Origin of the sequence: Modicisalibacter coralii (assembly GCF_004117855.1) — a bacterium.
In the GTDB taxonomy this organism is placed as follows: domain Bacteria; phylum Pseudomonadota; class Gammaproteobacteria; order Pseudomonadales; family Halomonadaceae; genus Modicisalibacter; species Modicisalibacter coralii.
The window spans coordinates 26797-51274 of record NZ_QWBW01000033.1; the positions used below are offsets into that span (position 1 = coordinate 26797).

Here is a 24478-nt window from a genome sequence, read left to right on the forward strand (position 1 = left end):
ACGACATGACAATCAGCCCCCTGCTGCCCCGTTCCCTCGCCGCCACCGCCGCGCTCGTGCCGCTGGGCATGAGCCTGCCGGCGATGGCCGATCTCGACACCGTGCGCTTCGGCGTGCCGCCCTGGCCCGGGGTCACGGTCAAGAGCGAGGTCGCCGCCGAGCTGCTCGAGGCGATGGGCTACCAGACCCGACAGAGCGGCCTGGCGGTCAGCGTGATCCTCAACGGCGTCGCCCAGGGCGATCTGGAGGCCTATCTCGGCGGCTGGTACCCGGTCGAGGAGGACATGGTCGAGCCCCTGGTCGAGCAGGGCAAGGTGGTCAAGGCGGCCGCCAACATCGATGGCGCCATGTCCGGCCTGGTGGTCCCCGACTATGTCTACGACGCCGGGGTGCACACGGTGGCCGACCTCGCCGCGCACCGTGACCAATTCGACGGCGAGATCCTCGGCATCGAGGCCGGCACCGGCATCAACAACGCCGTCAACGCGGCGATCGACGGCGACCTCGCCGGGCTCGGCGACTGGTCGTTGCGCGAGAGTTCCACGGCGGCGATGCTGGCCCAGGCCGGTCAGAAGATCGAGAACCACGAGTGGGTCACCTTCATCGGCTGGGAACCGCACTGGATGAACATCAGCTACGACCTGCGCTACCTGGAGGACAGCGACGGCGCCGGGGTGGCCGGCATCGAGAGCACCGTGTGGACCGTGCTGCCCGCCGATCTCGAGCAACGCGACCCGGACGTCTATCGTTTCTTCTCGCAGTTCGTGGTGGACATCGAGGATCAGAACCAATGGGTCTACGCCCACAGTTATCAGGAAAAGGACGCCGACGCGGTGGCCAGCCAGTGGATCGCCACGCACCTGGACACCGTCGGCCGCTGGCTCGAGGGCGTCGAGGCCAAGAACGGCGAGCCGGCGATCGACACAGTGAGGGCCCGGTTCGACTGAGCGCCGGCGGGGAGGAACGCGATGCGCCTCGAGCATGACGGCCCCCTCCCCGAGACGATCGGCTTTTTGCTGCTGCCGCAGTTTTCGATGATGGCCTTCTTCTCGGCCGTCGAACCGCTGCGCATCGCCAATCGCATCGCCGGCCGCCAGGGCGCCGGACCGCCCTTGTTCGACTGGGCGTTGATCAGCGAGGACGGCGAGCCGGTCACCGCCTCCAACGGCATGACCCTGCTCGTCGATGCGTCGATCGAGACGCTGCACAGCCTGCCCTCGCTGGCGGTGTGCAGCGGTTTCGCCCCCGAACGGCGCCTGAGCCGCGCGGTAATGCGTTGGCTGCACCGCCTGGATGCCGCCGGCTGCGTGCTGGGCGGGGTGGATACCGGCTGCTTCCTGCTCGCCGAGGCGGGCCTGCTGGCCGGCGAACGGGTCACCCTGCACTGGGAGAGCCTGCCGGCGTTTCGCGAGCGCTACCCGATGATCAGCACCTCGGACGAACTCTTCGAGCTGGGGGCGCGACGCTTCTCCTGCGCCGGCGGGACCGCAGCCATGGACATGGCCCTCGACGTGATCGCCCGGCGCCACGGCAGCCAACTGGCGATCGATGTCTCCGAGCAGCTGGTTCACGAACGCCTGCGCGCCCGCGACGACCAGCAGCGCATGACGCTGGCGCGTCGCCTGGGCACCCACAAGCGGGACCTGGTGGAAGCCGTGGCGTTGATGGAACGCCATCTGGAACAGCCGCGACCGATCGCCGACATCGCTCGCCACTGCGGGGTGTCGCTGCGCCAACTGCAGCGCCTGTTCGACGAGGAACTCGCCAGCACCCCCAGCGCCTGGTACCTGGCGCTGCGCCTCGACCGGGCCTGGCACCTGCTCGCCGAGACCGACCTCGACATCCTCGCCGTGGCGCTGGCCAGCGGCTTCACCTCGAGTTCGAGCTTCGCCCGGGCCTTCCGCCGGCACTACGGCCTGTCGCCGCGCCAGAGCCGCCAGCGCCCCACCGCTTGAATGAGGCGAGCGCTACCGCGACCCGGTCGCGACCAACGCCTCGCGCAGCCCCTCGCAGAAGGCCGCCCAGGCCCGGTTCATCCCCGCAAGCTGCGCATGGGCATGCAGCGCGCCATGGACCATGTCGGGGGCGCGGTGATAGCGGATCTCGGCCCCCTGCGCCCGCCAATGCTCGATCGCCGCCTCGAAGGGGCGCGTGAGCGGGTCGTGCTCCACGGCCAAGGCCTCGATGCGCATCGCCGGTGGATGCGCCTCGCAGAGCGCGGGGACATCGTCGGCGATCGCGCGCCAGCTCGCCAGGAGCTCGTCGCGGGCGAGCAGCGGGGCATCGGGCCCCAGCGTCTCGGCATCGGGCGTGCCCACCGGCGGGTAGATGAGCCCCAGCGGGCGCTGCCAGCCGAGACGGCGCGCCAGATCCAGCCCCAGCCGCGCCCCGGCGCTGTCGCCGATCAGCGCGACCGGGCGGATACCCTCGACGACCGCGTGGCAGTCGTCCAGCGCCTGCCCGTAGTCGGCCTCGGGCGCCAGGCGGTAGTCGACGCTCACCACCACATGGCCGAGCCGCCGCGCCAGATCGGCGGCGATACCGTGATGGCTGTGTATCGAGCCCAGATTCCAGCCGCCACCATGCAGATAGAGCACGATACCCGCTGTCGCGGCGTCGGGTCGGTAGCGGCGCACCCCGACACCGTCGACCTGATCATCTTCCCAGACCAGCCCCGCGGGATCCTGCGGCGCGAAGGAACGGCACAGGGCCTCGTAGCGGCGGCGCGCGGTGAGCATGTCGTCGGCCGCGCCGACCTCGCGCAGACCCTGCTCGAAACGCCGGATGAAGTCGTCGACGGTCATGGCAGCCTCCTCGGCGGCGGCGCTGCCGGACAGCGCCGTGTCGTTCACGATGCGGCGTCGCCGCGCCGCGGGATACCGATGCGCCGACCGGCCAGCGTCGGCCAGTCGGCGGGATCGCACCCCGGCAGCCCGGCGATGCACGCCTCGACGTCCCGCGGAAACGGCCCCGGCCGGCCACTGTCGGTGGCCATGCCCATCAGCATCTGCTCGCTGGTCGCCAGACACTGCCCATCGACATCGTCGAGGGTGAAGAACAGATGCAGCCGCTTGGCGTCGCGGTCCAGCACCCTCACGCTGACGACCAGCGGCTGGTCGCGATGCGCCTCCCGGCGATAGCACAGGTGCGTTTCCAGCGTATAGAGGGTGTAGGCATGGCGCCGGCGCCCCGCCTCCCCCAGGTCGAGCCGCTCCATCAACGCCTCGACCGCCAGCGAAAAGACCCTGGCGTAGGCGGCGTCGTTCATGTGGCCATTGTAGTCGACCCATTCCGGTGCCACTCGCGTCTCCAGCACGCGCAACGCCGACGTCTCGCTCATAGCCGCCTCGCTCATAGTCGCCCCTCCAGGCCCTCGGCTTCCGGCCAGTACTCCTCGACCAAGGCTAGCAGGCGCACCAGGAACTCGTCGCGCCGCGACTCCAGCGCATCGACGCTGCGGCCCGCCGCCTGATGCTCGCAACCCTCGACCACGCGATCGATCAGAGTGTCGGTGAGCTCCGGCGCCTCGAGCTTGGTCCAGGGCAGCTTCAGCGCCGGGCCGAACTGCTCGAGCATGTGGCGCATGCCCTGCTCGCCGCCGGCCAGGTGGAAGGTCAGGAAGGTACCCATCAGCGACCAGCGCAGCCCGCAGCCGTAGACCACCGCGGCGTCGATCTCCTCGGTGGTCGCCACGCCGTCGTTGACCAGGTGCAGCGCCTCGCGCCACAGCGCCTCCATCAACCGGTCGGCGATATGGCCCTCGATCTCGCGGCGCACCACCAGCGGGCGCATCGCCAGCTCGCGGTAGCGCGCCTCGGCCTGGGCCAGGTGATCCGCGCCGGTCGCCTCGCCGCCGACCAGCTCCACCAGCGGCAGCAGATAGACCGGGTTGAAGGGGTGGGCGACGATCACCCGGCCGGGCGCATTCGCGCAATCCTGTTGCAGATCGCTGGGCTTGAAGCCGGAGGTCGACGAGCCGATCGGCACTCCCGCCGGCGCCGCGGCGTCCAGCGCGGCGAGGATCTCGCGCTTGAGTTCGAGCCGTTCGGGGACGTTCTCCTGGATCAGGTCGGCGTTCGCCACCGCCGCTTCCAGGTTGTCGACGAAGGCGAGCCTACCCGGGTCCGCGCCCTCGGCGAGCCCCAGGCGGGTCAGCGACGGCCAGGCCCGGGCCACGGCGTCGCGGGTGCGCCCCTCGGCGCCCGCGGCCGGGTCGAAGGCGACCACGTCCCAGCCCTGTGCCAGGGCTCGCGCGATCCAGCCATTGCCGATCACCCCGGTTCCGATGACGGCCAGACACGTCATGCCTCACCTCCTGCCTGCTTGCCGGTGACCGGGTCGCGCAGCGCGAGATGCGCGCGCGTCTCGGCCGGGGTCATGACCCGCGAGCCGAGGTTTTCGATGATATCGGCGGCCTTTTCGACCAGATCGGCGTTGCGCGCCAGCACGCCCTTGCGCAGATACAGGTTGTCCTCCAGGCCGACCCGCGCATGACCGCCGAGCAGCACCGCCTGGGCGACCATCGGCATCTGCGCGCGCCCGATGCCGAAGGCGGCCCACTGGGCGTTCGACGGCAGCTTGTTGCGCATGGTCAGCATGGTCTCGGTATCGGCCTCGGCGCCCCAGGGGATGCCCAAGCACAACTGATAGAGCGGATCGCCGTCGATCAGGCCCTCGGCCTGGAGCTGACGGGCGAACCAGACGTGGCCCAGATCGAAGCATTCCAGCTCCGGCTTGACGCCGGCCGCCTGCACCAGCCGCGCATGCTCGCGCAGCCAGTCGGCGGTATTGATGTAGACGCTGTCGCCGAAGTTGAGGCTGCCGCAGTCCAGCGTGCACAGCTCCGGCAGCAACTCGCCGACCGGCGCGTGGCGCTCGGCGGGCGTCTGGATGTCGCTGCCCGGCCCGCCCCGGTAGGGGTCCTCGGCATCCGGCACCCAGTCGCCGCCGCCGCCGGCGGTGATGTTCATGACGATGTCGGTATCCGCCTCGCGGACCCGCTCCATGACTTCACGGAAGTGCTCCCGGGAATGGCTGATGCCGCCGGTCTCGGGATCGCGCACGTGGATGTGGGCGACACTGGCGCCGGCCTTGGCGGCGGCGATGCAGTCGTCGGCGATCTGCCGGGGGGTGATCGGCACGTGGGGGTTCTTGGCGGTGGTGTCACCGGCCCCGGTGACCGCACAGGTGAGAATGACCCTGGATTGCATGGCGCTCGCTCCTGGCTGTAGAAAACGCCCCCAGTGTGGCGCCACGCGACGGAAGCGACTTGACCCCTGGCGACGACTCACCCACACCAGACGACAGCACGGAGCGTGACGGGATCCGCCCTCCTGAACGCCGTTGACGTCTTTGCGACGCCGATTGCCGAAGGGCCCCGGGATCTGGCACGGCTTCTGCAATGGGCTAGTGCAATGGCGACGACCGAACACGCCCCGCCCATCGGGCGCGCTTGCCAAATGGCACCGATCCCGCGAGCCTGACACGAGCCCCCGACGATGCGGCGCGGAGGGCACAACACAGGAGAAACAGCCGATGGCCAACGACGATCCGGCGCCCAGGGCGCTACCTCCCACTCCCGCCGGCGCGCTGGACGAGGCCGCCTTCGTCGAACGGGCGCGGGCGCGCCTCGGCGAGGTCTATGGCGAGCGCACCGAAGAGGTGCTGCGCCGCCTGCTGACCCTGCTGTCGCACCACCACGGTGCCGCCCATGCCGCCCCGCGCCCGTTGTGGAGCGAACGCGACCAGTGGCTGATCACCTACGGCGACACCCTGCTCGACGGCGAGCGCCCCCCGCTCGAAGTGCTCGACGACTTCCTCGACGAACGCCTGTCGAACACCTTCAGCGGCGTGCACGTGCTGCCCTTCTTCCCCTGGAGCAGCGACGACGGCTTCGCCGTGGTCCACTATCGCGAGGTCAACCCGAGCCTCGGCGACTGGCAGGACATTCGCCGCCTGGCCGACAAGCGGGACCTGATGGTCGACCTGGTGATCAACCACGTCTCCCGCGAGTCGCTGTGGTTCGTCGACTACCTGGCCGGCACTCAGCCGGGGCGCGACTACTTCATCGAGATGGATCCCACCACCGACGTCTCCCAGGTCACCCGGCCGCGCAATTCGCCGCTGCTGGTGCCGGTGTCGACCCGTCGCGGCACCCGTCATGTCTGGGCGACCTTCTCCGAGGACCAGATCGATCTCAACTTCGCCAACCCGGACGTGCTGCTCGAGTTCGTCGGCATCATGCTCTACTACGTCGAGCAGGGCGCGCGGATGATCCGCCTCGACGCCATCGCCTACCTGTGGAAGGAGATCGGCACCGCCTGCATCCACCTGCCGCAGACCCATGCCATCGTGCGCCTGCTGCGGGCGATCCTCGATCACGTCGCACCGGGGACGCTGCTGATCACCGAGACCAACGTGCCGCACCGCGAGAACATGAGCTACTTCGGCCTCGAGCGGCTCGGCCCGGACGACACGCCCGACGAGGCGCACCTGATCTACCAGTTCACGCTGCCGCCGCTACTGGTGCACACCCTGACCAGCGGCGACGCCACCGCCCTGAAGACCTGGGCCAGCGGCCTGCCGACGCTGCCCGCCGGCTGCAGTTACTTCAACTTCACGGCCAGCCACGACGGCATCGGCGTGCGCGCCCTCGAAGGGCTGCTGCCGCAGCACGAGGTCGATGTCCTGCTCGAGCTGATGCACCGTTTCGGCGGCTACGTGAGCATGAAGGCCAATCCCGACGGCAAGGACTCGCCCTACGAGATCAACATCACTTACTTCGACGCCCTCAAGGGCACCCGGCGCGGCGCCGACGCCTGGCAGGTGGAACGTTTCCTGTGCAGCCAGAACCTGCTGCTCGCCCTGCAGGGCATCCCGGGCATCTACTTCCACTCGCTGACCGCCACCCTCAACGACCACGAAGGCGTCGAGCGCAGCGGCCACCTGCGCGCCATCAACCGGCGGCACTGGGCTCGCGAGGAACTCGACGAACTGATCGACAGCCGCAGCACCCCGACCCGCGAGGCCTTCTTCTCGCTCAAGCGCCGCCTCAAGCTGCGTGCCGGCGAGCCCTGTTTTCACCCCGAGGCGCCGCAGCGCGTGCTTGACACCCCCGACGGGCTGTTCGCCGTCGAACGCGGGCCACTGCCCGACGGCCGCCGGCTGCTGGCGATCTACAACATCAGCGACAAGCGTCAGCCGCTGAGCCTGCCGGAACTCGCCGACGGCGAGTGGCGCGACGTGCTGAAGAACGGCGCACCGTACCGGCCGCGGCCCGAGGAGCGCGACATCCTGCGCCCCTACCGCAGCCTGTGGCTGGTGCAGACCCCGACATGAGCCCCGTTCACAGCCGTCACGAATCAATTCGCCCCCACCCGCCCCGGCCTCGAGCGCCCGCCTAGGGCCCGGGCACGGGATAGCCCGTGGGAAGGAACTCGTTCCCGACGGCGGGGGCACGCCCCCATTCATCACGTCCCCCGGTCGATGCCGCAAGCGGGGTCTTGCCGGCTCGGGAGCACGCCCGCCCGGTGCCAGCGTCCCGACCACGGTAACGTTCACGAAAGATTGGCGCACTCGGGTCGCCAGAGCCACCGGCTTGCCGGTAAAGTGCCCTCAATCCGCCACCCTGGCGCTGCCGGCCATATCGTCACACCGAGAGGGTGTTTACAAATTAGGCGAGCGAAGGCAAGACAAGGCAAAATCGACCGAAAAAGCGGAGTTTACACGGGGTAAATGAGCATTTTGAGGCCGATTTTAACGCCGTATTGTCGAGCGCAGGCATTTTGTAAACACCCTCCGAGGACCGTCACTCATGTCACCATGGGCCTCCTGGCAAGCATGTCGCTGGCGCCAGGCCGACCTCGCGGCCGCGCGCCGCCTGCGCCAGCTCTGCCTGATTCTGGTCTGGCTGCTGGTCTGGCGGCTCTCCACGCTGATGGAATTCGCCCCCCACGCCAGCCTGTGGTTCCCCCCGGCCGGGCTGAGCTTCGCCGCCTTGCTGATGCTGGGCCGGCGCGCCGTTCCCGCCCTGATGGTCTGCGCGATCGTCGCCACCTTCTGGGTCGATCGCCTCTACGCCTCGCACCTGCCCTGGCAGGAACTGCTGTACGCCGGCGTGCTGTTCGGGCTGGCGCACTGCGCCAGCTACGGCCTCGGTGCCTGGCTGCTCAAGAGTCTGATCCGTACCCGCGAGACGGTCTCGGTACCGGTGGTGGTGCCGCTGTTCCTGATCGTCGGCTGCCTGTCGGCGCTGTGCGCGACGCTGCTCGGCGTGGCCGCGCTGTGCACGGCCGGCCTGCTGGAGGGCGTCGTCCTCCAGGAACTGTGGCTGCCCTGGTGGGTCGGCGACATGGCCGGCGTGCTGGTCCTGACGCCCCTGTTCCTGGCCTTGTTGAGCTGGCGCTATCCCGGCGTCGAAACGTGGTTCGGTGGACTGACGTTCGCCACCGCGACGACGAGCCGGCGCGGGTTCCTGGGGAAGCTGCTGATCAGCCTGACCCTACTCAGCCTGGTCATGCTGCTCGACGCGCACTTTCGCTCGCCCGAGATCGCCTTCGGGGTGTTCTTCCTGATCATCCCGCAGATGTGGATCGTCTACACGGAAACGCCGCTTCGCGGCGCGACGAGCATTGCGCTGTTCAGTACCCTGACGGCCCTGTGGGTCGCGGCGCTGGGGCTGATCGAACAGTCGCTGACCTATCAGTTCGCCATCTGCGTGATCGCTGCCAGCGGCTATTTCGGCTTCGCCGTTCCCGCCCTGCTCGCCCAGAACCGCCAGCTCAGCGAACTGGCCTTCCGCGACGGCCTGACCGGCGTCGTCACCCGTGGCCATTTCTTCGAACGCGCCGTCAGGATCCACGCCGAGGCACGGCGCCGCGGCAGCCCCGTGTCGCTGATCGTGTTCGACCTCGACCACTTCAAGGCCATCAACGACACCCATGGCCACGACGTGGGCGACAAGGCCTTGATCCGATTGTGTCAGGCCGTGCGCGCCGCGCTGGGCGCAAAGGACCTTTTCGGCCGCTTCGGCGGGGATGAATTCCTGCTGTTGCTGCCGGGGCACGACGGCAAGGCCGCCCGCCACCTGGCCGACCGGTTACAGCAGCGCCTCGGCGAGGTCCACGTCCCGCCGCTGCGTCATGGGCTATCGGCCACCTTCGGCGTGGTCACCCTGACGGATGACGAAACCGTGGCCCAGGCCTTCAGCCGGGCCGACCACCGGTTGCTCGAGGCCAAGCGGCAGCGATCGGCCGCGGCACCGTCGAACGCCAAAAGGACCGCGGACCGCGGCTGAGCCCTCACACCCGGCGGGCCAGCCACCAGCCGGCGGCCATGGCGACCAGCATCGCCACCAGCGGCAGGCTCGGCCCGGCGAGCGAGGCCACGGCCGGCCCCGGGCAGTAGCCGGAGAGCCCCCAACCGACACCGAACAGCGCCGCGCCGCCGAGCAGGCGGGCATCCAGGTCGCGGCGGGTGGGCAACGCGAAGCGCGGCGCCAGCCAGGGCACGCCACGCTTCCAGACCAGACGGTAACCGATGAAGGTCGTCATCACGGCGCCGCCGAGCACGAAGATCAGCGTCGGGTCCCAGTCGCCGGCGACATCCAGGAAACCGATCACTCGGGTCGGATCGGTCATGCCGCCGATCGCCAGCCCCAGGCCGAACAGCAGCCCGGCCACGTAGCCCGGCAGCGTCTTCATGGCGTTCCTCCCGGGAAATGACGCACCACATAGACCGTGGCCATCGCCACGGCCACGAACGTCACGGTCGCCGCCAGCGAACGCGGCGACAGTCGCGCCATGCCGCACACCCCGTGGCCGCTGGTGCAGCCGCTGCCGATCCCGGTGCCCAGTCCCACCAGCAGGCCGGCGACGAGCATCGTCGTCACACCGCCGACGGGGGCGCCGATCACCGCGCCCGGCTCAGCGACCACGTTGCCCGCCCCGCCGCCGGCGAGCATCACCAGCGAGGGCCCGCTGATCAGCCCGACCAGAAACGCCAGCCGCCAGGCAGTGTCACCGGCGGGACGTTCCCACAGCAGCCCCGAGAGAATGCCGCTGATACCGGCGATGCGGCCCAGCGTCGCCATCAGCCACACCGCCGAAAGACCGATCAGCACGCCGCCGATCAGCCCTTGCAGGCTCGCCATCGTGTCCATTCTGGTTCCTTCCCTTGTGGGTCTTGACGTGTCGTTGTCGGTGGCGTCACGCCGTGAAGCGTCCGCCACGGGCATCATGGGCGCCCGATCGCCATGGCCTAACGCTCTTCGGCGACCCGTCCGGCCACCTTCTCCAGCGTGGCCGGCGCCGCCAGCCACTCGTGCCCCTTGAGCATGACGTTCCAGTACAGGCGGGGCAGCAAGTGTGCCTTGACCATCCAGCCAATGCGGGTCGCCTGCGTGCCCTCGACCAGCCAATGGGGCAGGGTCGGTTGCAGCTTGCCCCCGTAGCCGAACTCCGCCAGCACCACCCGGCCACGCTCGACCGTGAGCGGGCAGGCGCCGTAGCCCAGGTAACCCGCCTCCAAGGCACGACCGTCGAGCCGGGCCAACAGGTTCTCGGCGACCACCGGGGCCTGCTTGCGCACGGCCGCCGCGGTCTTGGCATTACCGGTACCGCTGGCATCGCCCAGGCCGAAGACATCGGGGTAGCGCCGGTGCTGGAGCGTGGCCTCGTCGAGATCCAGCCAGCCCGCCGCATCGGCCAGCACGGAGCGGCGCACCAGGTCGGGAGCGCGCTGCGGCGGCACCACGTGCAACATGTCGAAGCGCCGTTCGACGATTTCCTCGCCCGACTCGCGCGTGACCCGAAAGCGGGCGACTCGATTGGGGCCATCCACCGCCACCAGGTTCTCCTGGTAGTGCAGGTCGATGCCGTAGTGTTCGACATAGCGCTCGAGCGCCGGCACGTAGTCCGCCACCCCGAACAGCACGCCACCGGCATTGTGAAAGCTGACGTCGATGCCGCCGAGCACGGCCCGGCGACGCCAGGCATCGCAGGCCAGATACATTGCCTTCTGCGGCGCCCCGGCGCACTTGATCGGCATCGGCGGCTGGGTGAACAAGGCACGACCCGACGACAGCGACTGGACCAGCGACCAGGTATAGGGCGCCAGATCGCGGCGATAGTTGGAGGTCACGCCATGCTCGCCCAGGGTCGCCTCGAGCCCGTCGATGGCCGACCAGTCGATCACCAGCCCGGGGGCCACCACCAGACTGCGATAGCCCAGGACGCGACCGTCATCGAGAACGACCCGATGCGCGTCGGGGGCCACCTGATCGCAGCGATGCCGGTACCAGGTCACGAAATCGGGCATGACATCGCGCATCGCGCGACGCGTCTGCTCCGGGGTAAAGACCCCACCGCCGACCAGGGTCCAGCCGGGCTGGTAATCGTGGATCTCGGCGGGCTCGATGATGGCGATATCCAGGCTCTCACGGCGCTTGTGCAGACTGGCGGCCAGCGCGATGCCGGCGGCCCCGCCACCGATGATCAGCACGTCGTGACGGCCGGCGGGGACCGCGGCGGATTCGTTGGAAGACATGGCGAACTCCGGGAATGATCGTTCTCGTGGCCATGCCTCGCCCGGCCACCGTGGGGCCGAACGAGGCATCGGCGGGTTCAGAAGCGGTCGATGGGCACCTTGAGATATACTTGGCCATTGTCCTCGGCGGGGGGCAGATGGCCGGCGCGCATGTTGACCTGCACCGAGGGCAGGATCAGCCGCGGCATGCCCAGGGTGGCATCACGCTCGCGGCGCATGGCGACGAACTGTTCCTCGCTGACCCCGTCATGCACGTGCACGTTGCCGGCCCGCTGGTCGGCCACCGTGGTCTCGTGGGCATAGGTATCCCGGCCCGGCGCCTTGTAGTCGTGACAGAGAAACAGCCGTGTCTCGTCGGGCAGCGCCAGCACCTTCTGGATCGAATGATACAGCGTGCGTGCATCGCCACCGGGGAAATCACAGCGCGCGGTGCCATAATCGGGCATGAACAGGGTATCGCCGACGAAGGCCGCGTCGCCGATCACGTAGGTCAGGCAGGCCGGCGTGTGCCCCGGCGTATGCAGCACACGACCTTCCAGATGACCGATGGCGAAGGTATCGCCCTCCGCGAACAGCCGGTCGAACTGGCTGCCGTCGCGGGCGAACTCGGTGCCCGCATTGAAGGCCTTGCCGAAGATCTCCTGGACCTCGGTGATATGGGCGCCGATGGCCGTCCTGCCGCCGAGCTTTTCGTGCAGGTAGGGCGCCGCGGAGAGATGGTCGGCGTGAACGTGGGTTTCGAGGATCCATTCGACCGTGAGCCCCTTGCGCTCGACGAACTCGATGATCGCGTCGGCGGAGCGCACGTCGGTGCGTCCGGCGGCATAATCGAAGTCGAGTACCGAGTCGAGAATCGCGCAGGCCGAGCTTTCCGGATCCCGGACCACGTAGCTGAAGGTGTTGGTGGGCTCGTCGAAGAAGTGGGTAACGACGGGAGAGCGCATGAGATGACTCCTCTTACGCGATCGAGATGCCACCAGCATAACGCATTTTAAGTTCTAACATTATTCTTTTTTTGAATATATGAAATCCCGGCTATTCACCACCCGGACGGCAGCCGATCGCCCGACAGGGGCATGCGGCCGATTTAAGAAAACCAAAAGGAATATAGACTCTTCCTATTATTCCAAATTGGCCATTTGCGCTACACTCCCTGCATTCCATCCACGAGGAGCGGTCCATGACCCTGACACGCATCGTCCAATCCGCCGCCATCGCCCTGGCGCTCGGCGCGAGCGTCGGCATTGCCCAGGCCGACACCCTGCGGGTCGGCATGTCCGGCAAGTACTATCCCTTCACCTTCGTCGAGCAGGATCAGCTCAAGGGCTTCGAAGTGGACGTGCTGAACGCCATCGGCGAGCAGACCGGCGACGACATCGAGTTCGTCACCGCGAGCTTCTCGGGCCTGGCCGGCATGCTCGACTCCGGGCGTATCGACACCATCGCCAACCAGATCACCATCACCCCGGAGCGCAAGGCCAAGTACGCCTTCACCGATCCCTACGTCTATGACGGCGCTCAGGTGGTGGTGCGCAAGGGCAACGACGCCATCCAGGGCGTCGAGGATCTCAAGGGCAAGACCGTGGCGGTCAACCTCGGCTCCAACTACGAGCAGTTGCTGCGCGAGCTGCCCTATGCCGATCAGATCGACATCAAGACCTACGAGTCCAACATCGAGCAGGACGTCGCCCTGGGCCGTGCCGATGCCTTCGTCATGGACCGGGTCAGCGCCACCCAGGTGATCAAGGACAAGCCGCTGCCGCTGCAGCTCGCCGGCAAGCCCTTCTCGCGTATCGAGAACGCGCTGCCCTTCCGCGACGACGAGGCCGGCCGGGCCGACCGCGACCGTATCGACGCGGCGCTGGACACGCTGCGCGACAACGGCACCCTGACGCGAATCTCCGAGAAGTGGTTCGGGACCGACATCACCCGACCCTGATGACACGGCGACCGGCCCCGCCGGTCGCCCTTCCCCTATTCAAGGTTCAGGCTGACCGCCATGCACGCGCTCGATCTCGACTACATGCTGGGACTGGTGCCCATCCTGCTCGGCTATCTGCCGCTGACGCTGGAGATGGCCGTCGCCGGCATGATCTTCGCCCTGGTGCTGGCCTGCCTGCTGGCCGTGGTGCGCGTGCGCCGGCTGCGCGGGCTCAACGCCCTGGCGATGCTGTTCATCTCCTTCTTCCGCGGCACGCCGCTGCTGGTGCAGCTGTTCCTGTTCTATTACGGCCTGCCACAGCTGCTGACCTTCCTGGTGGCGATCAACGGCGTCACCGCGACCATCATGGGCCTGACCCTGCACTTCTCGGCCTACATGGCCGAATCGATCCGCGCCGCCATCGTCGGCGTCGATCGCAGCCAGACGGAAGCCGCGCTGTCGATCGGCATGACCCAGGGCCAGCTGATGCGGCGCATCGTGCTGCCCCAGGCGACACGCATCGCCACCCCGACGCTGATGAACTACTTCATCGACATGATCAAGGCCACCTCGCTGGCCTTCACGCTGGGGGTCACCGAACTGATGGGCGCCACCCAGAAGGAAGCCGCGAGCAGCTTCCTCTACTTCGAGGCGTTCCTGGTCGTGGCGATCATCTACTGGGTGGTCGTCGAAGCCCTCTCCTGGCTGCAGCGTCGGCTGGAAACCCGTCTCAACCGAGCCTATCAGCGATGATCGAACTCCAGGGCATCACCAAGCGCTTCGGCGCACAGACGGTCTTCGAGAACATCGACCTGTCGCTCGAACGCGGCGAGATCATCGTCGTGGTCGGCCCCTCGGGCACCGGCAAGTCGACCCTGCTGCGCTGCATCAACTTCCTCGAGCGCCCCGACGCCGGGCATCTCACCGTCGGCGACCTGCGCGTCGACGTGACCCGGGCGACGCAGCGCGACATCCTCGCCCTGCGCCGGCGCACCGCCTTCGTCTTCCAGAACTATGCGCTGTTCGCCAACAAGACGGCGCTGGAGAACATCAGCGAAGGAATGATCGTGGTCGACCGTCTACCCAAGGAAAAGGCCCACGCCCGGGCCCGCGAGATCCTCGAGCGCATCGGCCTGGCCGACAAGGCCGACGCCTACCCGGCCTCGCTGTCCGGCGGCCAGCAGCAGCGCGTGGGCATCGGCCGCGCGATGGCCGCCAATGCCGATGTCATACTCTTCGACGAACCGACCTCGGCGCTCGACCCGGAGTGGGTCGACGAGGTGTTGGGCCTGATGAAGCAGCTCGCCGCCGAGCGCCAGACGATGATCGTGGTCAGCCACGAGATGCAATTCGCCCGCGACGTGGCCGACCGGGTGGTGTTCATGGACGAGGGACGCATCGTCGAACAGGCCCCGCCCGACGAGCTGTTCACCCAGCCCCGCGACGAACGCACCCGGCAGTTTTTGCGGAAGATCCTGCCCCAGGCGGCCGTCTAGTCCGGCGCCCGCCGCCGGGTCCGCGCGGTGGCGACCGCCGTTCGCGGATCCTCGGGCCAGGGGTGCTTGGGGTAGCGCCCGCGCATGTCCTTGCGCACCTCGAAGTAACCCCGCTTCCAGAAGCTGGCGAGGTCGCGGGTCACCTGCAGTGGCCGCCCGGCCGGCGACAGCAGGTGCAGCACCACCGGCACGCGCCCGCCGGCGATGCGCGGTGTCTCGCCGAGCCCGAACAGCTCCTGGAGCTTCACGGCCAGCACCGGCTCTGCATCGAGAGCGCCGCCGGCTCGGCCACTCACGTAATCCAGGCGAATGCGCGAGCCGCTGGGCACCGGCAGATGGGTCGGTGCCAGCTCGTCGAGCGCCTGGCGGCTCGACCAGTCGAGCCGGTCGAGCAGGATCCGCGCGAAGGGCAGCGCATCGAGACGCTCGAGCCGGCGGATGCCGTCGAGATAGGGGCTCAGCCAGTCCTCCAGGGTCGCGAGCAGCCGTTCCCGCGACCAGTCCGGCCACGTCTCGCCGAACTCGCGACGCAGCAGCGCCACCCGGGCGCACAACTGCTCGGCCCCGGCGTCGAACGCCAGCCGGCCACGGCGGCGCACCGCCGCCAGCAGCGCCTCGCGAATCGCCGCGTCGGGCATCTCGCGCAGCGGCCGGCGCTCGATTGTCAGTTCGCCCAACGCCCTGACCTCCTCGCCGATCAGCCGCCCTTCGGTCTCGCTCCAGGTCAGGCGGGGACGAAAGTCGCGGGTTTCGGGGAACAGCGCCTCGAGGCGCGACGGCTCGAGCGCGGCGGCACGAAATATCCGCGCCCCCTGGGCCTGGCCGTCGAGCTCCACCGCCACCAGTGCCTCGGCATGCGCCAGCGGGTGTGACGCATCGAGCAGCGCCAGGCTGCCCGCGGCCAGCTTGAAACGCCCCGGCGCCTGACGCAGCGCGACCCGCTCGGGATAGGCCAGCGCCAGCAGCTCGCCGAGGGGCGCCAGCGAATCGACGCTCAGGCCGCAGGCGAGCGTATCGGCCAGGCGCCGGGCGTCGCGATACCATTGCCGCTCGGTGCCCTTGGCCCGGCCATCGGGGAGCCTGGCCAGCGTCGTGGCCAGATCCCGGTCCTCGCCGCCCGCACGCCCTTCCAGCAGCGCTGCCAGCCAGCAGGCCAACGGTCGCGCGTCGAGTTCACCGGCCCGTTCGAGCATCACCGCCAGGCGCGGGTGGACCGGGTAATGCGCGCAGGCCCGCCCCAGCGCGGTGAGACGATGGGCGTCGTCGAGCACGCCCAGGCGCTTGAGCAGCGAACGCCCGGCGTCCAGTGCCGCGGCCGGCGGCGGCGTCACCCAGGTGAGCGCGTCGGGCTCGACGATGCCCCAGCGGGCCAGCTCGAAGGCCAGCGGGGCCAGATCGGCCTGGCGGATCTCGGGATCAGCGTGAGCGGGCAATGGCTGCTCCTCGGCCCACAGCCGATAGCAGACACCGGGGCCCTGGCGGGCGGCACGCCCACGGCGCTGATCGGCACTCGCCCGGCTGACCCGGTGGGTGGCCAGCCGCGTCAGCCCGAGGCGCGGCTGAAAGACCGGCTCGCGGGCGAAACCGCTGTCGATGACGATGCGCACGCCGTCCACCGTGACGCTGGATTCGGCGATGGCCGTGGCCAGCACGACCCGCCGCCGCCCGTCGGGATCGCGGCTCAGCGCCCGCTGCTGGGTCTCGAGCGACAGGCGACCGTGCAGCTCATGGAGGACGACGCCGGCCGGCAGCCCGGTCAGTTCCCGCGCCAGCCGGCGGATCTCGCCGACCCCGGGCAGGATCACCAGCACGTCGCCCGCCTCGCGCGCCAACGCCTCGCGCACCACCCCGGCCTGCTGGGTCGCCGTGGCATCGCGGGTGTTCAAGGCCCGATAGTGGGTGGTCACCGGGAAGCTCCGCCCCGGGCACTCGACCAGCGGCACCTCGCCGAGTACGCCGGTGAGCGCCCCGACATCGAGCGTCGCCGACATCACCAGCAGCCGCAGGTCCTCGCGCAGGCCGGTCTGGACGTCCAGCGTCAGGGCCAGCCCCAGGTCCGCTTCCAGGCTGCGCTCGTGGAACTCGTCGAAGACGATGCCCGCGACGCCCTCGAGCATCGGGTCGTCCTGGATCAGTCGCGTCAGCACACCCTGGGTCACCACCTCCAGCCGCGTGCGTTCGCCGACCCGGGTCTCGCCGCGCATGCGATAGCCCACCGTCTCCCCCACCGGCTCGCCGAGTCGTTCGGCCATGTAGCGCGCCGCCAGCCGGGCCGCGACACGTCGCGGCTCGAGCAGCAACAGCTTGCCCGTGGCGCACCAGGCAGAATCCAGCAGCGCCAGCGGCACGCGAGTGGTCTTGCCGGCCCCGGGCTCGGCGACCAGCAGCGCACGGGAGTGGGCATCCAGCGCGCCCCGGATCTCGGCCAGGTGCGCGTCGATGGGCAGGGCGCCGTCAGCAGGCGCATCGAAAGAAGAGGTGTCGGAAGCGGTCATCGGCCTACCGGGTCGGTTCGACGGGAGCGCTACTTTTACCATCGTCTGCCGACAGGGAAAAACGCGCCAGCCGCATCGCCAATGAATTCGCCCCACAAGAGCGAGTCCTTGCTGGTTTCGTGGGAGGCAACTCGTTTCCTACAGCGGTGGCTGTTTCATCGCGAACCAGTTCGCTCCCACAACGTTGACAGGTACCGACTTCTGGTGGGAGGGAACTCGTTCCCGACGATGGCGGCGCCGACCCCGACGCCTGGCTATACGCGACCCTGGTTGTCCAGCTCCACCGCCTCGTGCATGCGTTCCAGCAGATCGGGAATCGCCGCCTGCACCCGATTCCAGCTGGGGATGAACGGCTTGTCGCGCGGGTTGTCGAGAAAGGCCGCCCCCGCTTCCATGATGTTGGCGGCAAACAGCTCCACCGCCTGCTCCTCGCTGTGGCGGTCGAGCTTGAGACCGTTCATGGCGGCATCGTTGTCGTAGGCTTCGATCAAATCCAGGGCGATGCGATAGTACGTCGCCTTGATGGTGCGAAAGGTCTCGGCATGAATCTCGACGCCCAGCGTCGCCAGCTTGCGATAGAGCGCCTTGGCGATATCCAGGCTCATGCGGTTGAGCCCGGCGTGGGGATCGACCTCGGAGACCGGCTGATGCTTGTGATCGTAGATATCGGCGATGTCGACCTGACAGAGCTGCTTGGTGGAATAGTTGCGATGCACCTCGGAGAGCACGCCGATCTCCAGCCCCCAATCGCTGGGAATGCGGATGCCATCGAGCACATCGGTACGCATCGAGAACTCCCCCGACAGCGGGTAGCGGTAGCTGTCCAGGTAATCCAGGTAGGGCAGCGGGCCGAAGACCTTCTTCAGCGCGCGGATCATCGGCGTGACCATCAGCCGAGCCACCCGGCCGTTGAGCTTGCCGCCGGCGATCCGCGAGTAGTAGCCCTTGCAGAATTCGTAGTTGAACTGCGGATGCGCCACCGGGTAGATCAGCCGCGCCAGCAGCCCCCGGTCGTAGGTGACGATGTCGCAGTCGTGCAGCGCCACCGCTTGGGTACGCCGCGAGGCCAGCATGTAGCCGGCGCAGTACCAGACATTGCGCCCCTTGCCCGGCTCCTGGGGCGATATGCCCTCGGCCTCCAGCTCGGCATCCAGCGCCTGCAGGCGCGGCCCGTCGTTCCACAGGATGCGATGGTGCTGCGGCAACCGGGAAAAGAACTCGCGGGCGTGGAGGAACTGCTCGCGATCGGCGCGATCGAGGCCGATGACGATCTCGTCGAGATACTCCACCTTGGCCAGTTCGTCGACGATCCGCCCCAGCGCCGGCCCTTCCAGTTCCGAGAACAGCGACGGCAGGATCAACCCCATCGGCCGCCGCCTGGCGAAGCGCTTCAGATCCGCCTCGAGCGCCTCCACCGGCCGATGCGTCAGGTTGTGAAAGTTGGTGATGATGCCGTTCTGATAAAAATCGCTCATAGAGGCTCGTCCTCATGCGGGGCGGATGGCTCGAAGAAGGTCTTGCCCAGCCAGTGGTCCAGCCCCTCGCACCAGCCTTGCGGCCCCGAGGCCCGGGTGCGATACAACGCGGGGTTGGCGACGTCCACCGGGTGGCGATGCTCGCCGCGGATCAGCACCGCCTGGTCGACCGCCTCGAGCAGCGCGATATCGTTGGGCCCGTCGCCCAGCCCCAGCGTGGTCGGCGTGTCGCCGCGCAGCGCCTCGAAGCGTGCCACCAGCCAGCGCATCGCCTGGCCCTTGTCGACGTTACCCATGACGTGCCAGAAGCGCCCGCCGCGAGTGAGCGTCAGGCCGTCGTTCTGCAGGGCGCCGCGAAAGGTCTCCAGGGCCGCGTCGCTATCGTCCCAGATCAGCGGCTCGCTGCCCTCGCGCTGACGCGACAGACGCGCGCCCTCCTCGCTCAGGCCGGTGGCACGCACGACCTCGTCGAGGGTCATTTCGCTCATGGTGCGGTAGTTCAGCTTGAGCCGGTCGCGCAGCACCTCGAGGCGCTGACGCAGAAAATCGTTGTCCACCCCCGGGGTCTTGATGCACAACCCGCTGGGGTCGGCGGGGTCGCGATCCAGACGGGCATGCTGCCAGCTGGGCGGCAGGCCGATCACCGCGCCGTTCTCGGCAATGAAGGGCGCATCCTCGAGCGCCAGTTCACGGCGCAGCGGCACCAGCTCGGCGCGGGTCTTGCTGCTGACCGGAATCACCGGCACGGCGGTCTTGCGCAGGCGTCGTAGCCAGGGCTCCGCCGGCGACCAGTCGTAGGTGTAATGATCGAGCAGGGATCCATCCAGATCGGTGAAGATCAGGCGTAATCGCTGGGCTGCCATGGCGTTTGTCATCACGGTCCTCCATGAACGACCGACGATCCGTCGCCGACGGTCGCGCATCGTGGTAATGCGTCCTAGCACAGATTGTGCCACTCAGGCCCGATCGGGCCTTGGGGCGGGCCTGAGCCGGGCCAGTCCAGGCCCTTGCACCATCCCTCACGATAGTCGATGCGGCCCGGCTCCCCCCAAGGCACCCTCTTTTCGGGCAGACTTCGCCCCCGTCCGGTGCGGCGAGCGCCTGAACGGGCTCCGTTGCACAATGATGGTGCATCCAGGATCCAAGCCGGGCATCAACCAACGTGTAAAAGCACCGGAATCGTCTCATATCCCGACGTGAAAAATGCTATCATCAGGCTGAAAAGTCGCCATTCGACCGCGGACGTTTCTGCATGAAAAACACTTCACCCTGCATTCTGGTCATGGGCGTTTCCGGCTCGGGAAAGTCGCACATCGGCCGGGATCTCGCCTCGGCCATCGGCGCCGAATTCATCGATGCCGACGATCATCATAGCCCGACCAGTATCGCCAAGATGTCTCGCGGGGAGCCGTTGAACGATGCCGACCGCGAGGGCTGGCTCGAGACACTCGCGAATTTCTATCGGCGTTACCGCGAGGCGGGAAAACCGCTGGTCATCGGCTGCTCGGCGCTCAAGCATCGCTACCGCGACAGCCTGCGCGAGGGCGCGCCGGACCTGGAGATTCTCTATCTTCACGGCACTCGCGAGGTCCTTCTGGAGCGGCTGAACTCCCGCGGCGCGCATTTCTTCGCCGGCGAGCACATGCTCGACAACCAGTTGAGCACGCTCGAAATGCCCGACGAGACCGAGGCCTTTCGCATCGATATTCGCACCGATCCCGCCATGATCGTTTCGCGGTTCATCGAGCATCTGAAACGCCACTGACCCACGGCGCTATTCACGAAAAAGGCGACGCCTCATGCGTCGCCTTTTTCGTATCGGGGGTATCGGCAAGTGATCTTTGGTATCGCCCGTTTTTGCACCATGATCCGATATCGTCGGGAACAAGCTCCCTCCCACAAATTCCGTCCAGCTCCTCAGACTTTATGTCGGTCGGCCAGTGCACACAGCCCCGCCAGGGTCGCCGCGTCGCTGTCGATCTCGCGCACGGTGAAATCACTGGCTTCCAGCGCCCGCCGATAGAGCGCATTGAGTGTCGTCGATCCGACCAGCAGGACTTCGCCGGCCGTGGGGTGGATCCGGCGCTGGGTACGCACTTCGCTGCCGATCATCACCCCGGAGAGAAAGCTGCCGACCCGCTCGGCGGGAAGCCCGGCATAAAGGTGCCGACTGCGCGCCTCGAACAAGGCATGCAGCAGTCCCGCCGGGTGCGCGGCCGCCGTCAGCCCCTGGTCGAAGGCCCCGGCATCGAACTCGGCGGACTCGCGGGCCGGCTCGCCGGGCAAGGTGTGGAAACGCACCGCATGGTAGAGCTCACCGGTCATCGCGGTGATGAAGTCGATCATCCGCCCGGCCTCGAGTCGGGCCCACTTGCTGTGGGTACCCGGCAGGCAGCACAGGGCGGTGTCGGTCTCGCACAGCGCCAGGGCGCCGAAGGCCTGGATCTCCTCGCCGCGCATCACGTCGACGTGGTCGTCGCGGACCACCTTGACGCCGGGCACGATCCAGGCGTTGTCGAGGCCCGGCGCGGCGACCACGTTTGCGGCCAAGTCCTCGGCGGACACCGGCAGGTCGAGCTGCGGCGCTTCGCTCCAGCCACGCTTCGAGCCGACCATGCCGGCGAGATAGATCGGTACGCTCCTGGCGCCCGCGCCCTCGCGCCATGCCGCCACCTGCGCGGCGCAGTAGTGGGGGAACTCGGCACTCGACAGCGAACGCAGTCCGGCATCGGAGCGCCGGGTCTCCAGGCATTCGCCACTCGCGCGGTCGACCAGGAAGGCGCGGAAGTTGCTGGTCCCCCAGTCGATGGCGATCAGGCGCTCGTCACCGGCCGTCATGCGTCCGCCTCACGCTCGAGCTCCGAGGCCTGGTTGAGGCCTTCATTGATACGGCGCCATTCGGCGATCAGCGCGCGGCCTCGCTCGCCCACCTCGTCGGCCGACCAGCCGGGCTTGTACACGCTGCCGCCGAAGCCGAAACCGTCGATCCCGGCGGCCACCCACTCGGCCATGTTGTCGAGATCGATGCCCCCCACGGCGAGTACCGGCAGGTCGGGCGGCAATACCGCCTTGATGTCCTTGAAGTAGCCGGTACCCAGCTTGCCGGCCGGAAACAGCTTGAGCGTGGTGGCTCCGGCGCGGACCGCCGTCAGCGCCTCGGTGGGCGTCATGCAGCCGATCATCGGCGCCAAATCCTGGGAGGCCGCCTCGCCGATCACCGCCGGATCGGTGTTGGGGGTGATCACCAGCGGCGCTTCCAGATCCGCCAGCCGCTGGCAGGCCTCGGGGTCGAGCACCGTGCCGGCGCCGATCACCACGTCATCCGGGCAGCGCTTGGCGAGCCGTTCGATGCTCTCCCAGGGGCGCGGCGAGTTGAGCGGAATCTCGATCATCCGAAAACCCGCCGTCACCAGCGCGTCGAAGATGGCGTCGACCTCGTCCGGCCGCACGCCACGCAGAATCGCCACCAGCGGCAGGTCCTTGAGAGCCGCCTGCAGGGCGGCCCGGCGCGTCTCGTTCATAGTTGCCTCCAAGTTTTTCAAGGCTCACCGATGGAGGGTGAGCCTTTCGAGCGAAGGTCAGACAAGGAGAAAACGACCCAGACGACGGAGTTTACTCTTGTAAATGAGTAAGCCTGGGGCGTTTTCAACGCCGCATGACCGAGCGCAGATGGCTCACGCCCATCGGTCACCATTCGGCGATCGACCCGTCCTCATGCGTCCACACCGGATTGCGCCAGCGATGCCCCACCTTGGCGCGCTCCTCGACGAAGGCCTCGTCGATTTCCACGCCCAGCCCCGGACCCTCGGGGATCGCGCAGAAGCCGTCGTGGATCGACAGCGCGGACTTGTCCACCAGGTAATCGAGCACGTCGTTGTCCCGATTGTAGTGGATGCCCATGCTCTGTTCCTGAATGAAGGCATTGTGGTTGACGGCATCCACGTGCAGCGAGGCGGCCAGCGTCAGCGGCCCCAGCGGGCAGTGCGGCGCCAGCGCCACATCGTAGCAGGAGGCCAGCGAAGCGATCTTCATGCCCTCGCTGATGCCGCCGCAGTGCGACAGGTCCGGCTGCACCACATCGACCATGCCCTCGGCGAGCAGGTCGCGGAACTGAAAGCGGGTATGCAGCCGCTCGCCGGTGGCGATCGGGTAGCCCAGCCCGGTGGCGATCTGCTTGAGGCTCGGCAGGTGCTCGGGCAGCACCGGCTCCTCGACGAACATCGGGTGATAGGGCTCGAGTTCACGCAGCAGCGCCTTGGCCATGGGCCGATGGACACGACCGTGGAAGTCGATGCCGATGCCCACGTCGGGCCCCACCGCCTCGCGGGCCTCGGCGACCCGGGCCACCGCCTCGTCGATCTTGCGATGCGAGTCGACGATGGCAAGCTCCGGCGTGCCGTTCATCTTGAAGGCGGTAAAACCCTGCTCGACCAGCGCCCTGGCGCCCTCGCCCACGTCGCTCGGCCGGTCGCCGCCGGTCCAGGCGTACATGCGCATGCGGTCGCGCACCTTGCCGCCCAGCAACTGATACACGGGCACACCCAGGTCGCGGCCCTTGAGGTCCCACAGCGCCTGGTCGATGCCGGCGATGGCGCTCATCAGGATCGGACCACCGCGATAGAACCCGGCGCGGTACATCGTATTCCACAGGTGCTCGATGCGGTGCGGGTCCTGGCCGACGAGATAGTCGGCGAGTTCGTGTACCGCGGCCTCGACGGTCGCCGCGCGCCCCTCGACCACCGGCTCGCCCCAGCCGTAGCACCCTTCATCGGTCTCGATCTTGAGGAACAGCCAGCGCGGCGGCACCTGCCAGGTCTTGAGTTGGGTAATTTTCATGATGGTCCTTTTAGACTAACCACATGGCAATCTCGGGGAAGAACAGCAGCGCGAACAGCACCACCAGCTGGATGGCGATGAACGGCAACAGCGAGACGAAGATGTCCTTGAGACTCACGCTCGGTGGCGCCACGCCCTTCAAGTAGAAGGCGGCCGGGCCGAACGGCGGCGACAGGAACGACACCTGCATGTTGACCGCGAACAGGATGCCGAACCAGATCGGGCTGTAGCCCAGCTGGTCGACGATCGGCACGAAGATCGGCAGCGTCAGCATCGCCACGCCGATCCAGTCGAGGAACATCCCCAGCACCAGCAGGATCGCCATCATCACCAGCAGGATGGCGATCGGCGGCACGTCGAGGCCGAGGATCAGCTGCGAGATGAAGCGGTTGCCGCCCATCAGGTTGTAGACCCCGACCAGGGTCGCCGCGCCGATACCGATCCAGATGATCATGCCGCAGGTCATCAGCGTCTGGCCGAGGCTTTCGTGCAGGGTCTTGAACGAGAACTCGCCGCGCCCGATCACCGCCAGCAGCACGCCGAACACGCCCATCGCCGCGGCTTCGGTGACCGAGGCCACGCCGCCGTAGATCGAGCCCAGCACCAGGAAGGCGATCAGCCCCGGGACGACGATCGCCTTGAGCGCCTGGCCGCGGCTCGAGAAGCCCTCGTCGCGATCGGCGTCGGTCAGCGGCGGGCCGAGCTTGGGGT

Annotated in this window: 23 protein-coding genes; 8 read left to right on the forward strand and 15 right to left on the reverse strand. The window is 68.1% G+C overall.

The features are described 5' to 3' along the window. Window positions 1-5: 5 nt before the first annotated feature. Window positions 6-947 carry an ABC transporter substrate-binding protein gene (locus tag D0901_RS16775; RefSeq protein WP_129141448.1) on the forward strand — a complete coding sequence of 314 codons (942 nt, stop codon included), beginning with the start codon at window positions 6-8 and terminating at the stop codon, window positions 945-947. Window positions 948-968: 21 nt separating this feature from the next. Next, entirely contained in the window at window positions 969-1955 is a 987-nt protein-coding gene (locus D0901_RS16780) for a GlxA family transcriptional regulator (protein WP_129141449.1), read from the forward strand. Between the two features lie 12 nt (window positions 1956-1967). Here D0901_RS16780 and D0901_RS16785 read toward each other — a convergent pair whose 3' ends face one another. Genes D0901_RS16785 through D0901_RS16800 form a run of 4 tightly spaced genes read right to left on the reverse strand, consistent with a single transcriptional unit; the run spans window position 1968 to window position 5210 of the window. Continuing rightward, entirely contained in the window at window positions 1968-2804 is an 837-nt protein-coding gene (locus tag D0901_RS16785; protein WP_129141450.1) for an alpha/beta hydrolase fold domain-containing protein, read from the reverse strand. A gap of 44 nt (window positions 2805-2848) precedes the next feature. Then, window positions 2849-3322, reverse strand: coding sequence for a thioesterase family protein (locus tag D0901_RS16790; RefSeq protein WP_129141470.1), 474 nt, complete (start codon window positions 3320-3322; stop codon window positions 2849-2851). 29 nt (window positions 3323-3351) lie between these two features. After that, the gene (locus D0901_RS16795; RefSeq protein ID WP_129141451.1) at window positions 3352-4305 is read right to left on the reverse strand and encodes an L-carnitine dehydrogenase; all 954 of its coding nucleotides are present in this window, start codon (window positions 4303-4305) and stop codon (window positions 3352-3354) included. Further along, the gene (locus tag D0901_RS16800; protein WP_129141452.1) at window positions 4302-5210 is read right to left on the reverse strand and encodes a beta-keto acid cleavage family enzyme; all 909 of its coding nucleotides are present in this window, start codon (window positions 5208-5210) and stop codon (window positions 4302-4304) included. The genes D0901_RS16795 and D0901_RS16800 overlap by 4 nt, the downstream gene beginning before the upstream one ends. A gap of 325 nt (window positions 5211-5535) precedes the next feature. On the opposite strand from D0901_RS16800, the gene D0901_RS16805 reads away from it, so the two are divergent. Together D0901_RS16805 and D0901_RS16810 are read left to right on the forward strand one after the other, a co-directional pair. Then, on the forward strand, window positions 5536-7338 hold the full coding sequence (locus tag D0901_RS16805) for a sugar phosphorylase (RefSeq protein WP_129141453.1): 1803 nt from the start codon (window positions 5536-5538) through the stop codon (window positions 7336-7338). 475 nt (window positions 7339-7813) lie between these two features. Further along, window positions 7814-9295, forward strand: a complete 1482-nt coding sequence (locus D0901_RS16810; RefSeq protein WP_129141454.1) for a sensor domain-containing diguanylate cyclase — start codon at window positions 7814-7816, stop codon at window positions 9293-9295. 4 nt (window positions 9296-9299) lie between these two features. Here D0901_RS16810 and D0901_RS16815 read toward each other — a convergent pair whose 3' ends face one another. From D0901_RS16815 to D0901_RS16830, 4 genes are all read right to left on the reverse strand, one after another. Next, on the reverse strand, window positions 9300-9701 hold the full coding sequence (locus D0901_RS16815; RefSeq protein ID WP_129141455.1) for a DUF6691 family protein: 402 nt from the start codon (window positions 9699-9701) through the stop codon (window positions 9300-9302). Beyond that, window positions 9698-10159, reverse strand: a complete 462-nt coding sequence (locus D0901_RS16820) for a YeeE/YedE family protein (RefSeq protein ID WP_129141456.1) — start codon at window positions 10157-10159, stop codon at window positions 9698-9700. The genes D0901_RS16815 and D0901_RS16820 overlap by 4 nt, the downstream gene beginning before the upstream one ends. A 98-nt stretch (window positions 10160-10257) precedes the next feature. Beyond that, window positions 10258-11544, reverse strand: coding sequence for an NAD(P)/FAD-dependent oxidoreductase (locus D0901_RS16825; protein ID WP_203234888.1), 1287 nt, complete (start codon window positions 11542-11544; stop codon window positions 10258-10260). Window positions 11545-11621: 77 nt separating this feature from the next. Further along, entirely contained in the window at window positions 11622-12488 is an 867-nt protein-coding gene (locus D0901_RS16830) for an MBL fold metallo-hydrolase (RefSeq protein ID WP_129141458.1), read from the reverse strand. Between the two features lie 236 nt (window positions 12489-12724). Between D0901_RS16830 and D0901_RS16835 the strand changes: the two genes are divergently transcribed. Genes D0901_RS16835 through D0901_RS16845 form a run of 3 tightly spaced genes read left to right on the forward strand, consistent with a single transcriptional unit; the run spans window position 12725 to window position 14961 of the window. Further along, window positions 12725-13483, forward strand: coding sequence for an amino acid ABC transporter substrate-binding protein (locus D0901_RS16835; RefSeq protein WP_129141459.1), 759 nt, complete (start codon window positions 12725-12727; stop codon window positions 13481-13483). A 60-nt stretch (window positions 13484-13543) separates the two neighbouring features. Beyond that, entirely contained in the window at window positions 13544-14218 is a 675-nt protein-coding gene (locus D0901_RS16840; RefSeq protein ID WP_129141460.1) for an amino acid ABC transporter permease, read from the forward strand. Beyond that, window positions 14215-14961 carry an amino acid ABC transporter ATP-binding protein gene (locus D0901_RS16845; protein WP_129141461.1) on the forward strand — a complete coding sequence of 249 codons (747 nt, stop codon included), beginning with the start codon at window positions 14215-14217 and terminating at the stop codon, window positions 14959-14961. The genes D0901_RS16840 and D0901_RS16845 overlap by 4 nt, the downstream gene beginning before the upstream one ends. On the opposite strand, the gene hrpB is transcribed toward D0901_RS16845, so the two are convergent. The 3 genes from hrpB to D0901_RS16860 all read right to left on the reverse strand — a co-directional run bounded on the left by hrpB (window position 14958) and on the right by D0901_RS16860 (window position 19806). Beyond that, window positions 14958-17456, reverse strand: coding sequence for an ATP-dependent helicase HrpB (gene hrpB, locus D0901_RS16850; protein ID WP_129141462.1), 2499 nt, complete (start codon window positions 17454-17456; stop codon window positions 14958-14960). The genes D0901_RS16845 and hrpB overlap by 4 nt on opposite strands. 254 nt (window positions 17457-17710) lie before the next feature. Continuing rightward, window positions 17711-18931: a glycosyltransferase family protein gene (locus tag D0901_RS16855; RefSeq protein WP_129141463.1), complete on the reverse strand. Its 1221-nt coding sequence runs from the start codon at window positions 18929-18931 to the stop codon at window positions 17711-17713. Next, window positions 18928-19806: an HAD-IIB family hydrolase gene (locus D0901_RS16860; RefSeq protein ID WP_129141464.1), complete on the reverse strand. Its 879-nt coding sequence runs from the start codon at window positions 19804-19806 to the stop codon at window positions 18928-18930. Before D0901_RS16860 ends, D0901_RS16855 begins: the two co-directional genes overlap by 4 nt. A gap of 377 nt (window positions 19807-20183) precedes the next feature. Here D0901_RS16860 and D0901_RS16865 point away from each other — a divergent pair, with 377 nt between their 5' ends. Further along, window positions 20184-20696 (forward strand): gluconokinase, encoded by a 513-nt coding sequence (locus tag D0901_RS16865; RefSeq protein WP_129141465.1) that lies wholly within the window; start codon window positions 20184-20186, stop codon window positions 20694-20696. 152 nt (window positions 20697-20848) lie between these two features. On the opposite strand, the gene D0901_RS16870 is transcribed toward D0901_RS16865, so the two are convergent. The 4 genes from D0901_RS16870 to D0901_RS16885 form a co-directional block, all read right to left on the reverse strand. After that, the gene (locus tag D0901_RS16870; protein WP_129141466.1) at window positions 20849-21769 is read right to left on the reverse strand and encodes a 2-dehydro-3-deoxygalactonokinase; all 921 of its coding nucleotides are present in this window, start codon (window positions 21767-21769) and stop codon (window positions 20849-20851) included. Next, window positions 21766-22452, reverse strand: a complete 687-nt coding sequence (locus D0901_RS16875; RefSeq protein ID WP_129141467.1) for a 2-dehydro-3-deoxy-6-phosphogalactonate aldolase — start codon at window positions 22450-22452, stop codon at window positions 21766-21768. The genes D0901_RS16870 and D0901_RS16875 overlap by 4 nt, the downstream gene beginning before the upstream one ends. A gap of 166 nt (window positions 22453-22618) precedes the next feature. Continuing rightward, window positions 22619-23767, reverse strand: a complete 1149-nt coding sequence (dgoD, locus tag D0901_RS16880) for a galactonate dehydratase (protein WP_129141468.1) — start codon at window positions 23765-23767, stop codon at window positions 22619-22621. A gap of 10 nt (window positions 23768-23777) precedes the next feature. Next, window positions 23778-24478 (reverse strand): TRAP transporter large permease subunit (locus D0901_RS16885; RefSeq protein ID WP_129141469.1); only part of this gene is annotated, 701 nt, incomplete at its 5' end.

Bases quoted from the DNA above. Each gene is read 5' to 3' on its own strand.
- D0901_RS16865 (WP_129141465.1), top strand. From the start codon at position 20,184: ATGAAAAACACTTCACCCTGCATTCTGGTCATGGGCGTTTCCGGCTCG.
- D0901_RS16800 (WP_129141452.1), bottom strand. From the start codon at position 5,210: ATGCAATCCAGGGTCATTCTCACCTGTGCGGTCACCGGGGCCGGTGAC.
- D0901_RS16855 (WP_129141463.1), bottom strand. From the start codon at position 18,931: ATGAGCGATTTTTATCAGAACGGCATCATCACCAACTTTCACAACCTG.
- D0901_RS16820 (WP_129141456.1), bottom strand. From the start codon at position 10,159: ATGGACACGATGGCGAGCCTGCAAGGGCTGATCGGCGGCGTGCTGATC.
- D0901_RS16825 (WP_203234888.1), bottom strand. From the start codon at position 11,544: ATGTCTTCCAACGAATCCGCCGCGGTCCCCGCCGGCCGTCACGACGTG.
- D0901_RS16775 (WP_129141448.1), top strand. From the start codon at position 6: ATGACAATCAGCCCCCTGCTGCCCCGTTCCCTCGCCGCCACCGCCGCG.
- D0901_RS16875 (WP_129141467.1), bottom strand. From the start codon at position 22,452: ATGAACGAGACGCGCCGGGCCGCCCTGCAGGCGGCTCTCAAGGACCTG.
- D0901_RS16845 (WP_129141461.1), top strand. From the start codon at position 14,215: ATGATCGAACTCCAGGGCATCACCAAGCGCTTCGGCGCACAGACGGTC.
- D0901_RS16815 (WP_129141455.1), bottom strand. From the start codon at position 9,701: ATGAAGACGCTGCCGGGCTACGTGGCCGGGCTGCTGTTCGGCCTGGGG.
- D0901_RS16795 (WP_129141451.1), bottom strand. From the start codon at position 4,305: ATGACGTGTCTGGCCGTCATCGGAACCGGGGTGATCGGCAATGGCTGG.
- D0901_RS16835 (WP_129141459.1), top strand. From the start codon at position 12,725: ATGACCCTGACACGCATCGTCCAATCCGCCGCCATCGCCCTGGCGCTC.
- D0901_RS16810 (WP_129141454.1), top strand. From the start codon at position 7,814: ATGTCACCATGGGCCTCCTGGCAAGCATGTCGCTGGCGCCAGGCCGAC.
- D0901_RS16830 (WP_129141458.1), bottom strand. From the start codon at position 12,488: ATGCGCTCTCCCGTCGTTACCCACTTCTTCGACGAGCCCACCAACACC.
- D0901_RS16780 (WP_129141449.1), top strand. From the start codon at position 969: ATGCGCCTCGAGCATGACGGCCCCCTCCCCGAGACGATCGGCTTTTTG.
- D0901_RS16860 (WP_129141464.1), bottom strand. From the start codon at position 19,806: ATGACAAACGCCATGGCAGCCCAGCGATTACGCCTGATCTTCACCGAT.
- D0901_RS16805 (WP_129141453.1), top strand. From the start codon at position 5,536: ATGGCCAACGACGATCCGGCGCCCAGGGCGCTACCTCCCACTCCCGCC.
- D0901_RS16870 (WP_129141466.1), bottom strand. From the start codon at position 21,769: ATGACGGCCGGTGACGAGCGCCTGATCGCCATCGACTGGGGGACCAGC.
- D0901_RS16840 (WP_129141460.1), top strand. From the start codon at position 13,544: ATGCACGCGCTCGATCTCGACTACATGCTGGGACTGGTGCCCATCCTG.
- D0901_RS16785 (WP_129141450.1), bottom strand. From the start codon at position 2,804: ATGACCGTCGACGACTTCATCCGGCGTTTCGAGCAGGGTCTGCGCGAG.
- hrpB (WP_129141462.1), bottom strand. From the start codon at position 17,456: ATGACCGCTTCCGACACCTCTTCTTTCGATGCGCCTGCTGACGGCGCC.
- dgoD (WP_129141468.1), bottom strand. From the start codon at position 23,767: ATGAAAATTACCCAACTCAAGACCTGGCAGGTGCCGCCGCGCTGGCTG.